The organism is Nocardia sp. NPDC058058, assembly GCF_042885355.1.
GTDB lineage: Bacteria > Actinomycetota > Actinomycetes > Mycobacteriales > Mycobacteriaceae > Nocardia.
Map to the genome: position 1 here is coordinate 57,836 of NZ_JBHVSA010000006.1, position 12,851 is coordinate 70,686.

Here is a 12,851-nt window from a genome sequence, read left to right on the forward strand (position 1 = left end):
CGCATCCAGGAGACATCGTGACGCTGCTCGACATTTTCCCGTCGCTGCGGTCGGGGGGCATGCTTCCTCGCCTCGACCCCTCGGTCTGGCCGCAGGAAACGCACTACGACGCCGACGGTCGCATTACCGTCGGCGGGGTCGCGCTCGCGGATATCGCCGATCAATACGGCACCCCCACCTACATCCTGGACGAGACCGAGGTGCGCTCGCGCTGCCAGGCGTACCGGCGGCAGTTCCCGGACGCCGAGGTGCTCTACGCGGGCAAGGCGCTGCTCACCCGCGCGGTCGCGGAATGGGTCACCGAGGAGGGCCTCTCGCTCGATGTGTGCTCGGCCGGGGAACTGGCCGTTGCCCTGTCCTCCTGGGTCGACCCGCGGCGAATCATGCTGCACGGCAACGGAAAACCCTTCGCCGAACTGGAGACCGCGATCAATTGCGGTATCGGCCGGGTGGTCATCGACTCGCTGACCGAGATCACCCTGCTCTCGGCGCTGGCCGGCACACCGCAGCGGGTGCTGCTGCGCGTATGCCCCGATGTCGACGTACACGGGCATCCGGCCGTACGCACCGGCGTCGCGGATCAGAAGTTCGGTTTCACCATCGGCAGCCACGCGCTCAGCGAGGCCGTGGAACGCATTGTGCGGCAACCGAATCTGGAATTCGCCGGACTGCACTGCCATATCGGCTCGCAGATCTACGACACCTTCCCCTACGGTGAGGCCATCCGCCGCATGATCGGCGAAATGGCAAGGATCCGTGACGATTACGGCGTCACGCTGGAAACCCTCGATATCGGCGGCGGTCACGCGGTCGCCTATCGGCCCGGCGATGCCGAGATGAATCTGGCCGAACTGGCCGACATCATCGAGGATTCGCTGGACGCGGCCTGCGCCCGCTACGCCTTCCCGCGCCCCAGGATCGCCATGGAACCGGGCCGCGCCATCGTCGCCCGCGCGGGCATCACCCTGTACCGCGTGCTGTCGATCAAACATGTCGAGGGCGGGCACACCTTCGTCACCGTCGACGGCGGGATGAGCGACAACCCCCGCGTCACCCTCTACGGGGCACGCTATGAGGCCGTGGTCGCGAACCGGCACCCCACCGGCCCGCATATGACCGCCAATATCGCGGGCCGCTACTGCGAAGCCGGTGACATCCTCGCCACCGACGTCCGCCTGCCCGCCGACCTGCGCCCCGGCGAAGTACTGGCCATGCCCTGCACCGGCGCCTACCACCACAGCCTGTCCTCGTCCTACAACGGCGTCGGCCGCCCGCCCATCATCGCGGTCCGCGACGGCAGCACCCGGGAGCTGGTCCGCCGCGAAACCATCGAGGATCTGATGCGCCGCGATATCGGCCACTGAGCTGCCCGGGGTCAGTAACCCAGCAGCTGCCGCGCCGAGCCGACGACGATGCCCGAGGCGAGGGCTTGCAGTGCCTCGGGCTCGAGAACCGTGGCGGGCACGGTCTGGATATCGCAGCCGGACCGCGTGATCGAACCATCCACCGCTCGCTGCAACCACGCCAGCGCACCCGGCGCACCGAGGAACCATTCCAGGGCGTGCCCGGACAGCGGTAGCGGCACCGCTTCCCTGCGGTAGGTGACCGGCGTGCCCCGGTCGCAGTAACCGGAGACGAGCGCATCGATCGCGCCGATCGTGCTGCCTTCGTCATTGACCGCGTTGTACACGTACACGGGTGTGGCCGGAGCGGAGGAACCCAGGCTGCGCGCATCCACCTCCGCACCGATCACCGGATCCGCCAGTACCTGCCTCAGCGGCACCGTGAAGGACCGGCCGATGTCGAAATCGAGGCCCGACACCATGTTCTGCGGGGCGCAGTTCTCCCTCGCATCGGCGATCCGCTGCTGACCGTACGGGGTGAGATACCGGTTCAGCGCCGTCGCGAACTCGCCGGAGTCCTGCATCATCGCGGCCAGGGTGATCGGGATGAACGCACCGCCGAGGGTCGTGGCGGCGAGCGTGTCGAAGCCCCCGCGCTCATCCCCCACGGGCGCGCCCAGCGCCGAACCGACGATGTTCAGTTCGGGCGCGTACCGCGACTGTTCCTGCGCGGCCCAGGCGGTGGCCATCGCGCCACCGGAGTATCCCCACATGACCGCGCGGGTATCGGGGCCGGACAGCCCGGCGGGGTCGAAGTTCTCGGTGGCTCGAATACCGTCCAGCACAACATATCCGGGCTCTTTCGGCGTCCAGGCGTTGTTGTCGATCCCCCCGAAATCGGGCACCGACACCGCCCAGCCGCGACTAAGGGCGGCGGCGACCATCGGGGTGTCATTGGCCATGGTGGTGAGCTGAATCGGCCCCGATTTCGACGCATCGAACCAGGGCACCTGCCCCTGTTGCAGGGCCTGCGAGGGCATGCAGTGCGGCGCCACCGCATCGATCATGTTCTGGAACGACAGCACCGCCGACGGTCGCGCCGTGGTCGCCGATTTCAGCACGGTCGTGACCGCGGCATAGGGACGTCCGTCGGCGGCGGTGGTGCGATAGAGCAATTGCCAGGCATCGACCCGCATGGGTATCGACTGGTTGTAACTCGCCTGTATCGGCCGGGTACGAAGGATCGAACCCGGTTCGGCCGCTTCGTAATCCGCGGGCGGGATATAGAAGGAATCGGATGTGTTCGGGGTCGCCATTGCCGGGGCGATCATCACATCTGTCGCGGCCAGCAGCGCCGCGACCGCGAGTAACGCACGCATAAATCGCGTGAAAATTGTTGCTGGATAATTGTATTCGGAAATACCGAACATCGGACCTCCCCTTCCGAACCGGAACTGTAACAAGTTCCAGTCCGGCGGGGGGCCGTCTTATCGTTTCCGGGTGCCGAAGATGCTGCGGCCGATCTCGCGACCGGCCACGGTGGCGGCCGAGCGCAGGAAGTTCTTGAAGGCGGTGTTGTTGACGATCTTCTCGGCCATGGATTCATCGATCGGCTGCGCCTTGGCGCGACCACGCGAGGGTGCCGGTTCCGGGGCGTCCTCGGCGGCCTTGGCCAGCTTCTCGGTCAGGATCTCGTAGGCCGAATCGCGGTCGATGGTCTGCCCGTACTTGCCGTACAGCGTGGATTGCTGTGCCTTGGCACGGATTCCGTCGTCACCGATGGTGTCCATGAGCGAGCGCGGCGGCTGCATGCGCGCCCACGCCACCGGTGTGGGCGCACCCTTCTCCGAGAGCACCGTGACCACGGCTTCACCGATACCCAGTGAGGTCAAGGCCTTTTCGAGATCGTAGGTGGCGGTCTTGGGGTAGGTCCGCACCGTCTTCGACAGTGCCGCTTGATCTTCCGGGGTGAAGGCGCGCAGCGCGTGCTGCACGCGCGCACCCAGCTGGGAGAGCACCGCGTTGGGAATATCGGTGGGCAGCTGGGTGCAGAAGAACACGCCGACGCCCTTGGAGCGAATGAGCTTCACGGTCTGCTCGACCTGCTGCAGGAACGCCTTCGACGCGCCCGTGAAGAGCAGGTGCGCCTCGTCGAAGATGAAGACCAGCTTGGGCTTATCCATATCGCCGATTTCCGGCAGCGTCTGGAACAGGTCCGCCAGCACCCACATCAGGAAGGTGGAGAACATCTGCGGCCGGGACGCCTGCGCACCCAGCTCGAACAGCGTGATGACGCCCTGCCCGCCCGCCACCCGCAGCAGATCCGCCGGATCCAGTTCCGGCTCACCGAAGAAGGTGTCGCCGCCGTCGGCCTCGAGATTCACCAGCGCGCGCAGGATGACGCCCGCCGTGGTCGCCGAGACGCCGCCGATGCCCTTCAACTCCTCCTTGCCCTCCGGGCTGGTGAGGAATTGGATGACCGCGCGCAGATCCTTCAGGTCCAGCAGCGGGAACCCGTTCTGATCGGACCAATGGAAGATCAGTCCGAGCGTGGATTCCTGAGTTTCGTTGAGCCCCAGCACCTTCGACAGCAGAATCGGCCCGAACGAGGTGATGGTGGCGCGAATCGGCACCCCGATGCCCTCGGTGCCGAGCGAGACGAACTCGCACGGGAACCCGCTCGGCTTCCAGTCCGGATCACCGGTTTCCTGTGCGCGCGTGAGGATCTTGTCATTGGACTGTCCGGGCTGGGCCAGCCCCGACAGGTCGCCCTTGATATCGGCGACCACGACCGGCACCCCCGCCGCCGACAATTGCTCGGCGATGCCCTGCACCGTCTTGGTCTTACCGGTACCGGTCGCACCGGCGATGAGCCCGTGCCGGTTCATGGTCTTCATCGGAATCCGCACCCGCGCATCGGGATGCACCTTCCCGTCCACCATGACGGTGCCCAATTCCAGCGCGAGCCCCTCGAACGCGTATCCGGCCGCGATCCCCTGGGCGGCAACCTCATCGGGTGCGCTCGCATCCGAGGAGCCCGAATCCGCCTTGCTATCGGCGGCTTTCGCGGCCGTTGCGGGGGCGTCGGCGTTCGCCTCGGCGGCGGCCTTATCCGCGGCTTCCTGTTCGGCTGCTTCCTTTTCAGCGGCATCGGCCGCCGCCACCGCCTCTGCCGCGATCCGCGCGGCCTCCTCCGCGGCCTTACGGGCCGCCGCTGCCTTCTCCTGCGGGGTGGTCATCGCGCTGTCCTCCGTCTGCTCTAGCCCAAACTGACAAACGATCGCGGAACTTGCCGAAAGGATACTGCCCGGTCGGGTGGCAAACCGGACCCGACGCGGCCGGGCGCGGGTGCCGCCGACCGGGAAACGACTAACGTGTCCCGAGTGTCAGACAAAGTGGTGTGGATTGATTGCGAGATGACGGGCCTACGCCTGGACAGCGACAAGCTGATCGAGGTGGCCGCGCTCGTGACGGACAGTGATCTCAATATTCTCGGCGAGGGCGTGGACATCGTCATTCACGCCGATGACGCGGCCCTGGCGGCCATGCCGCCGGTGGTCACCGAGATGCACGCGCGCTCCGGGCTCACCGAGGAGGTCCGCCGCTCCACCGTGACCGTGGCCGAGGCCGAGCAGCAGATCATGGAGTACATCAAGCAGTACGTGCCCGCCCCGCGCACGGTGCCGCTGGCCGGTAACTCCATCGCCACCGATCGCGGCTTCCTGGCACGCGATATGCCGATCCTGGACGCGCACCTGCACTACCGCATGATCGACGTCAGCTCCATCAAGGAACTGGCCCGCCGCTGGTACCCGCGCATCTACTTCGGCCAGCCGGAGAAGGGCCTGGCCCACCGCGCCCTGGCCGATATCCAGGAATCCATCCGCGAACTGCAGTACTACCGCCGCACCGCCTTCGTGGCTCCCCCCGGCCCCTCCACCGCCGAAATTGCCGCCGTAGCGGCCGAACTCAGCCGGAAACCGACCGGAAATACCGCTTAACCAGCCGATTAGGTACTCAGCGGCGGATCGCGATACGATCTACCGCGCCGGAAACAACCGGCAATGGTGACCGTAGTTCAGTTGGTAGAGCACCAGGTTGTGATCCTGGCTGTCGCGGGTTCGAGTCCCGTCGGTCACCCAAAAGATCAGGCCCGAGGTTTACACCTCGGGCCTGATCTGTATTCACGGCACGGCAATGCCGAGAGTGGTCGCGATACGGGCCAGCACCGCCCCGGGCATCGGCAGCCCGGATTCGATGGCACCGACCTCGACGCACGACAGCGTGCTCCGTCGAGCCAGGGACGACACCGACCACCCTCGGGACGCACGGGCTCTACGCACGGCAATACCGAAATCGTGAGCGAGTTGGATGCGGTGGAGCTCGGTCTGGTGCCGCGCGGGTAGGTGGGATGCGGCGGAGGGCCGGTCGAATCCGTCTCGGGTGACCATCGATTGCGACTTTAGGGGACGTTTCGGGTGGAGTGACCGAACTGCGCCGCAACTGATGTGCGCTAGTCCGGGGCCTGGACCAGGGTCAGCTGACCGCGTTTGCGGAGGGTGAAGCCGAGGGTTTCGTAGAGGCTGATGGCGGTGGTGTTGTGGGCTACCGCGTGTAGGAACGGGATCTCGCCGCGTTCGCGGATGCCCGCGCCGACGGCGCGCACCAGGCGCGAGGCGAGGCCGCGGCCGCGGAATTCGGCGTCGGTGCAGACGGCGCTGATCTCGGTCCAGCCCGGCGGGTGCATGCGCTCGCCCGCCATGGCTACCAGGCGGCCGTCCACTCGCAGGCCGAGATACGTGCCCATTTCGATGGTTCGGGGCGCGAACGGGCCGGGTTCGGTGCGGGCGATCAGGGCCAGCATCTCGGGTACATCGGCGGGGGTGAGGATGTCGAGTTCGGGATCGTGTGCGACGCGCAGGCCCGAACCGTCCATCTGCACCGAATCCAGCACCTGATGCACCGTCCAGCCGGGCGGCAGTTCATGGCCGAGGCCGCGCAGGGCGGTGCCGCCGCCGGGACCGAGCACCGTGGCCAGATCGGCCCAATCCTGCTCGTCCAACTCGGGCGGATGGCCGATGAAGCGCGCGACCTCCGGGTCGTAGCGGCCGATTCGCCCCACCCAGGTGGCGAATGGGGCGTGTACGCCGCGCAGCGACGCCCGCACCGGATCGTCGAGTGGATGCAGCGAGGTGTCTACATCGATGGCTGTCCCGTTGCTGATCTGCACAACGCCATTCAATCCGGTTCGCCCGCAACGTATTTCCAACCGCTCGAGCTGATTGCAATCCTTGACGCTCACAAGATCGAGAAACCATCGACAGCTAACCCTCCGCAAGCGCATAATCGACAGACATCCGGTGCCGTTCGTCGGGGGAACAGCAAAGGAAAACCCGGACGGATGGAAAGACAATGTTCATCAAGAAACTGGTGGCCACGGCGATTCTCGCGATCGCAGCCACCGTAACCACCATGGCGACGGCACACGGGGAAGCCGGTCTCGCCGATATCACTCTCAGCGGCGTGGACGGCCAGGTCGGCTACACCACCACCCTCGCCGCCGATCATTCGAACGCCCTCGTCACCCTCGCCTCCGGCCACTTCGTGCTGACCCCGGACGCGGTACAGGTGGTCGCGGACGACGGCACGATCGTCGGTGCCATCCCGACGACCCTGCAAACGGATGTGGGCCAATCCCTGTCCGTCACACCGACTCTGGCCAGTGCCACCGAGTTGACCCTCACCCCGGTGGGCGGGCCGACGGCCGCAGCCACCAGTAGTCAGGGACTGCCCTTCGTGCACACCGTTGATGCCAATGGCGGCGCGATACTGGCCGGGGCAGCGGTCGGTTGTCTGGTCGGCATCGTCATCGGCATTTGGTTCTTCCTGATCGGAGCCATATTCGGTTGTGCCATCGGTGCCGCTATCGGCGGCTTCATCGGCGCGGTGTCGTAACCGGCCGCCCGCGAAAGGTACGGGGGCCGCGTATCCGTTCCCCTACGCGGCCACATTCCCGGCACACCCGAGTCACCCACCGCCGCCATGCGAAAATGCGGCATGACCATCAAGATCGACGCACTCGATGCCGCACTGCTGGCGGAGTTGGCGGCCGATCCGCGAGCGCCGATCCTGGAGTTGGCGCAGCGGTTGAAGATCGCGCGAAATACGGTGCAGGCCCGCATGAAACGGCTGGAGGCATCGGGTGCGGTGCGCGGCTATCCGCCCTCGGTGGACTTGCAGGCCATCGGGTTCGCGGTGCACGCGTTCCTCGGCGTGGAACTGGATCAGAACAAGATCGACGGCATTGTCGAGGCGCTGCGCGAGTTCCCGAATGTGCTCGAGGTGCACGCCACCACGGGCCGCTCGGATCTGCTGGTGCGGATCGCGGCGCAGTCGCAGCAGGATCTGCTCGGGATCATCCAGCGCGTGCACGCCATCCACGGGGTGCGGCATACCGAAACCATGCTGGCGCTTGCCACGCCGATCGAGTACCGCTCGCTGCCGCTCGTCGAGCATCTGACAAAAACGGCGAACCCGACATGATGTGACCCGGGTCTCTCATTCCTCGAGCAGAATGTTGCACCGCCAGAAGTGCCACAGATCACTTTTGAGCAGTCTGATCAACTTTTCGGCCTTCTGTTGACACAGATCACCCACTGACGGCAGATTTCGCAGCACCGAGTGCTTAGTCCCTGTCGTTTGCAGCTCACGATCTGGGCTGTGGAAAGAGTGGTGACCGTTCATGACCAGCGTTGCCTGCCCCTCATCGCAGCAGGCCGACCCGGCCGCCCCGTACGACCTCGCCGACCGCTATCGCTCCGGCGCCGGACCGGTCCTGTTGACCGGGGTGCAGGCCATCGCCCGGTTACTGGTGGAACAGCATGTGCGCGATATCCGCGTCGGCCGCCGAGTCGCCACCTTCGTCTCCGGATATCAGGGCAGCCCGCTGGGCGGGGTCGACAAAATGCTGCTCGGTATGCCGAATGTGCTGTCCGAGCACGACATCACCTTCGTGCCCGGGCTCAATGAGGAACTCGCCGCCACCTCGGTATGGGGCAGTCAGGCCGATCTGCCCGCCGGCCGCGCCACCCATGACGGGGTCATCGGGGTCTGGTACGGCAAGGGCCCGGGCGTGGATCGCGCCACCGATGCCATCCGGCACGCGAATATGTACGGGGTCAATGCCCGCGGCGGGGTACTGCTGCTGGTCGGCGATGATCCGGCCTCGAAATCCTCCACCGTGCCCGCCGTGAGTGAGCGTTCGCTCGCCGCCATGGGCGTGCCGGTGCTGTTCCCGCGCAATGCGGAAGAGATCATCACCATGGGGATGGCCGGGGTCGCGCTGTCGCGGGCTTCGGGCTGCGTGGTGGCCATGAAGATCGTCGCCGATGTGGCGGACGGGGCCTGGACGGTGGATGCCTCGGTCGCCGATCTGCCGCTGACGATTCCCGAAGTGCATTGGGAGGGAAAGCCTTTCGTCTACCGGCAGCGGCCGATGGCGGCTCCGGCGGACAGCGTACTCGCCGAGGCGGATCTGTACGGTCCGCGCTGGGCCACGGTGCGGGAATTCGGGGCGCTGAACGATCTCGACGTCATCGAGGTGAATCCGGTGGACGCCAGGATCGGCATCGCGGCCACCGGCACCACCTTCGACGCGGTGCGGCAGGCGCTGCTGGATCTGGGTGTCGACGAGGCGGTCATGCATCGCGCGGGTATCCGACTATTGCGCATCGGGATGCCGTATCCCGTTGGGGCGCAGCAGGTCACCGCGTTCGCACACGGACTTGAACAGGTGATCGTGGTGGAGGACAAGACCGCCTTCATCGAGACGCAGATTCGCGAAATCCTCTACGGCACCGCCGATGCCCCGCGCATCCTGGGTAAGCAGGACGAGCGCGGCGCGCTGCTCATGCCCGCCGACGGCGAGCTGACCCCGGGACGCCTCCTGGCCCCGTTGCGCCGGGTATTGCGCGCCCATGTCGAGCTGAAAAGGGCCGCACCGCCTGCCCTTTCGCTGGAGGTGCTCTCCACCAAGCGCACCGCGTACTTCTGCTCCGGCTGCCCGCACAACCGCTCCACCGCGATTCCGGAGGGCTCGATCGGCGGCGGCGGTATCGGCTGCCACACCCTGGTGACCATGTCCGGGCGCAGCGACAGCGCGGTCACCGGGCTCACCCAGATGGGCGGTGAGGGCAGTCAGTGGATCGGGCAGGCGCCGTTCACCGATGTGCCGCATCTGTTCCAGAACATCGGGGACGGAACGTTCTTCCACTCCGGACAGCTGGCGGTGCAGGCGTGCGTGGCGGCCGGGGTGAACATCACCTACAAGCTGCTCTACAACGAGGTCGTCGCCATGACCGGCGCACAGGACGCCATCGGCATCCTGTCGGTGGCGCAGCTGACCCACAAGCTCACCACCGAGGGCGTCAAGCGGATCATCATCTGCGCCGATGAACCCAAGCGGCACAATCGGCGCGCGCTGGCCAAGGGCACGCTGCTGTGGCATCGCGATCGGCTGGACGAGGCACAGCGGGTGCTGCGCGAGATCGAGGGCGTCACCGTGCTGATCTACGACCAGCACTGCGCCGCCGACGCACGCCGCCAGCGCAAGCGCGGCACGCTGCCGGTGCGCAATACCCGCGTGGTGATCAACGAAGCCGTCTGCGAGGGCTGCGGGGATTGCGGTGTGAAGTCCAATTGTCTGTCGGTGCAACCGGTCGAGACCGAGTTCGGGCGCAAGACGCGCATCGATCAGACCTCCTGCAATACCGATTACAGCTGCCTGGACGGTGACTGCCCGTCGTTCGTGACCGTCGAAGTGGTGCCGGATACCAAGGGGCGCAAGAAATCCCGCAAGCGGACGGAGCCACCGGTGGTGGCCGATCCCGGGCTGGACGCACCGGTCGGCACCCAGAATGTGCTGCTCGCCGGAATCGGCGGAACCGGGATCGTCACGGTCAATCAGGTGCTGGCCACGGCCGCGCTGCGGGCCGGGTACGAGGTCGAGAGCCTGGATCAGATCGGGTTGAGCCAGAAGGCCGGACCGGTCGTCTCGCATCTGCGGTTCTCCACCGGAACGCTGGAGCCGTCCAACCGGCTCACCCCGGGCAGCGCGGACTGCGTGATCGCGATCGATCTGCTCACGGCCGCCGATCCGAAGAACCTCCAGTACGGAAGCCCCTCCGGCACAGTGGCAATCGCCTCCACCAGCCGCACGCCCACCGGTGACATGGTGTACGACAAGTCGGTCAGCTATCCGGAGACGCCGCAATTGCTGGATCGCCTTGCCGCGGTATCGGATTCGCTGAGTCATTTCGACGCGCTGGCTGCCGCCGAGAAGCTGTTCGGTAATACCGCGGCCGCCAATTTCCTGATGGTCGGAGCGGCATTCCAAACCGGCGGACTGCGGTTGCCCGCCGCGGCGATCGAGGAGGCCATCGGCATCAACGGGGTCGCGGTGGCGGCCAATATCGCCGCCTTCCGCTGGGGCCGGGTCGCCATCGCGGATCCCGCCGCCTTCGCCGCCGCAGTCGAACCGATTGTGCCGCAGCGCGCTCCGGCGACGCTCGCACCGGAACTGCTGGCCGGAACCGGCTTCGAGGGCGAGGTGCGCCGACTGGTGGAACTGCGCGCCGCCGAATTGGTGCGGTATCAGAACGTCAAGGTAGCCCGTCGATACGTGGACACGGTCCAGTCCGTTTGGGCGGCAGAACGTTCCGTCACCGAGCGCACCGAGTTCAGCGCGGCCGTCGCCCGTGGCCTGCACAAGTTCACCGCCTACAAGGACGAGTACGAGGTGGCCCGCCTGCTGGTGGACCCCGCCTTCCTGGCCCAGGTGCGCGAACAGGTGCCCGAGGGCGAGAACCTCACCTACAAGCTGCACCCGCCGATCCTGCGGGCGATGGGCCGCAAGAAGAAGATCGGCCTCGGACCCAAATCCCATGTGGCGCTGAAGCTTCTCGCCAAGGGGAAGTCGCTGCGCGGGACCCGCCTGGACCCCTTCGGATACGCTCACGTCCGAAAGGTGGAGCGCGAGTTGCTCACCCACTACACCGCCCTGGTCCAGCGCCTCGCCACCACCCTGACCCCGGAAAACTACGACACCGCCACCCGGGCCGCCACCCTCCCCGACCTGGTCCGCGGCTACGAGGACGTCAAACTCGCCAACGTCGACCTGTACTGGTCCGGCCTGCGCGACCTGGGCCTCGACTGACATCCACTGCGTGAGGTTTCCGCACCGCCCCATCAACCTCCACGCAGACACTCCCTCGTCATCCCGGCGTGCGTTCGGCCGGGATCCACACCGGTAGCGCCACACCCGGCGTGAACCGGCATGCCGCCACAAGCGGCACCCCACCCCGCCGCCACCATGCGGCATCCAGAGAGGAATCGATTGTGACCGCAATGCACACCGAGACAGGCGTTTTCGGCCGTTCGCAGGAACTGAGCTCGCGACGCCATGAACAGGTCGTGTTCTGCGAGGACGATAAGAGCGGGTTGAAGGCGATCATCGCGATTCATTCGACCGCGCTGGGGCCCGCGCTCGGCGGTACCCGTTTCTATCCGTACGCGAGCGAATCGGCGGCGCTGGAGGATGTGCTGCGACTGTCCTGGGGTATGACCTACAAGGCCGCTGCGGCCGGGGTGAATCTGGGTGGCGGCAAGGCCGTCATCATCGGCGATCCGGCGACCATGAAGACCGAGGAGTTGCTGGCCGCGTACGCGCGCTTCGTCAATACCCTTGGCGGCCGGTACATCACGGCGGGCGATGTCGGCACCAATACCGATGACCTGGATGTCATCGGCAAGCACACCGCCTTCGTGACCGGCCGCAGCACCGCCGCGGGCGGGTCCGGTGACAGTGCCCGGCTGACCGCGCTCGGCGTCTTCCACGCCATGCGCGCCGGAGCCGAATCCGTTTGGGGCGCACCGTCGATGGCGGGTCGCACGGTCGGCGTGGAGGGCGTCGGCAAGGTGGGCGGCGAGCTCATCGCCATGCTGCTCGCCGACGGCGCGGAGGTATGCGCCACCGATGTGAATGACGCAGCCCTACAGCGTATTTCGCGGCAGCACCCCTCGGTGCGCCTGCTGAGCACCGTCGCCACCGCACCCGTGGACATCTACGCCCCGTGCGCCCTCGGCGGCATTCTCACCGCGACCACCGCCGAGACCATCGAGGCGAAGCTGGTGTGCGGCGCGGCCAACAACCAGCTCGCGACCCCGGAGGTGGAGCACGCGCTGACCGAGCGCGGTATCACCTGGGTCCCCGATTTCGTCGCCAATGCGGGCGGCCTCATGCAGGTGGCGGGCGAATTGCGCACCGCCGACCCCGCCGCCATCGAATCCGATGTGACGGCCATCTACGACCGCTGCCGCGACATCATCACGGCGGCAAAGGCTTCCGGCATCGGCACCGGCGCGGCGGCGAATCGTTTCGCCGAGCGCCGGCTCGACGCCATCCCGCGGGCCATCTGACCGCGACGCCGGAGTTTCAAGGAGGAGACCAGA

Annotated in this window: 10 protein-coding genes and 1 tRNA gene; 7 read left to right on the forward strand and 4 right to left on the reverse strand. The window is 66.7% G+C overall.

Features of this window, described 5'->3' with window-relative positions; translation table 11 throughout:
• The first annotated feature begins 17 nt into the window (after positions 1-17).
• Positions 18-1,364 carry a diaminopimelate decarboxylase gene (gene lysA / locus ACFVUS_RS41160; RefSeq protein WP_387780082.1) on the forward strand — a complete coding sequence of 449 codons (1,347 nt, stop codon included), beginning with the start codon at positions 18-20 and terminating at the stop codon, positions 1,362-1,364.
• A gap of 11 nt (positions 1,365-1,375) precedes the next feature.
• Here the strand turns inward: lysA and ACFVUS_RS41165 are convergent, their stop codons facing one another.
• Positions 1,376-2,722, reverse strand: a complete 1,347-nt coding sequence (locus ACFVUS_RS41165; protein WP_387780085.1) for a lipase family protein — start codon at positions 2,720-2,722, stop codon at positions 1,376-1,378.
• Between the two features lie 108 nt (positions 2,723-2,830).
• Positions 2,831-4,582 carry a helicase HerA-like domain-containing protein gene (locus ACFVUS_RS41170; RefSeq protein ID WP_387780088.1) on the reverse strand — a complete coding sequence of 584 codons (1,752 nt, stop codon included), beginning with the start codon at positions 4,580-4,582 and terminating at the stop codon, positions 2,831-2,833.
• 144 nt (positions 4,583-4,726) lie between these two features.
• Here ACFVUS_RS41170 and orn point away from each other — a divergent pair, with 144 nt between their 5' ends.
• Entirely contained in the window at positions 4,727-5,344 is a 618-nt protein-coding gene (gene orn / locus ACFVUS_RS41175) for an oligoribonuclease (RefSeq protein ID WP_387780091.1), read from the forward strand.
• 66 nt (positions 5,345-5,410) lie between these two features.
• A tRNA-His gene (locus tag ACFVUS_RS41180) sits at positions 5,411-5,483 on the forward strand.
• 44 nt (positions 5,484-5,527) lie between these two features.
• Here ACFVUS_RS41180 and ACFVUS_RS41185 read toward each other — a convergent pair.
• Together ACFVUS_RS41185 and ACFVUS_RS41190 are read right to left on the reverse strand one after the other, a co-directional pair.
• The gene (locus tag ACFVUS_RS41185; protein WP_387780094.1) at positions 5,528-5,653 is read right to left on the reverse strand and encodes a hypothetical protein; all 126 of its coding nucleotides are present in this window, start codon (positions 5,651-5,653) and stop codon (positions 5,528-5,530) included.
• 203 nt (positions 5,654-5,856) lie between these two features.
• The gene (locus tag ACFVUS_RS41190) at positions 5,857-6,573 is read right to left on the reverse strand and encodes a GNAT family N-acetyltransferase (RefSeq protein WP_387780097.1); all 717 of its coding nucleotides are present in this window, start codon (positions 6,571-6,573) and stop codon (positions 5,857-5,859) included.
• A 182-nt stretch (positions 6,574-6,755) separates the two neighbouring features.
• On the opposite strand from ACFVUS_RS41190, the gene ACFVUS_RS41195 reads away from it, so the two are divergent.
• The 4 genes from ACFVUS_RS41195 to ACFVUS_RS41210 all read left to right on the forward strand — a co-directional run bounded on the left by ACFVUS_RS41195 (position 6,756) and on the right by ACFVUS_RS41210 (position 12,818).
• Positions 6,756-7,298, forward strand: coding sequence for a hypothetical protein (locus ACFVUS_RS41195; RefSeq protein WP_387780100.1), 543 nt, complete (start codon positions 6,756-6,758; stop codon positions 7,296-7,298).
• Positions 7,299-7,400: 102 nt separating this feature from the next.
• Entirely contained in the window at positions 7,401-7,886 is a 486-nt protein-coding gene (locus ACFVUS_RS41200) for an Lrp/AsnC family transcriptional regulator (protein WP_387780103.1), read from the forward strand.
• 199 nt (positions 7,887-8,085) lie between these two features.
• Positions 8,086-11,556: an indolepyruvate ferredoxin oxidoreductase family protein gene (locus tag ACFVUS_RS41205; RefSeq protein WP_387780106.1), complete on the forward strand. Its 3,471-nt coding sequence runs from the start codon at positions 8,086-8,088 to the stop codon at positions 11,554-11,556.
• A 191-nt stretch (positions 11,557-11,747) separates the two neighbouring features.
• Positions 11,748-12,818 (forward strand): Glu/Leu/Phe/Val dehydrogenase, encoded by a 1,071-nt coding sequence (locus ACFVUS_RS41210; RefSeq protein WP_387780108.1) that lies wholly within the window; start codon positions 11,748-11,750, stop codon positions 12,816-12,818.
• The last annotated feature ends 33 nt before the right edge of the window (positions 12,819-12,851 follow it).

Bases quoted from the DNA above. Each gene is read 5' to 3' on its own strand.
- ACFVUS_RS41165 (WP_387780085.1), bottom strand. From the start codon at position 2,722: ATGCGTGCGTTACTCGCGGTCGCGGCGCTGCTGGCCGCGACAGATGTG.
- ACFVUS_RS41195 (WP_387780100.1), top strand. From the start codon at position 6,756: ATGTTCATCAAGAAACTGGTGGCCACGGCGATTCTCGCGATCGCAGCC.
- ACFVUS_RS41205 (WP_387780106.1), top strand. From the start codon at position 8,086: ATGACCAGCGTTGCCTGCCCCTCATCGCAGCAGGCCGACCCGGCCGCC.
- ACFVUS_RS41170 (WP_387780088.1), bottom strand. From the start codon at position 4,582: ATGACCACCCCGCAGGAGAAGGCAGCGGCGGCCCGTAAGGCCGCGGAG.
- ACFVUS_RS41210 (WP_387780108.1), top strand. From the start codon at position 11,748: ATGCACACCGAGACAGGCGTTTTCGGCCGTTCGCAGGAACTGAGCTCG.
- ACFVUS_RS41200 (WP_387780103.1), top strand. From the start codon at position 7,401: ATGACCATCAAGATCGACGCACTCGATGCCGCACTGCTGGCGGAGTTG.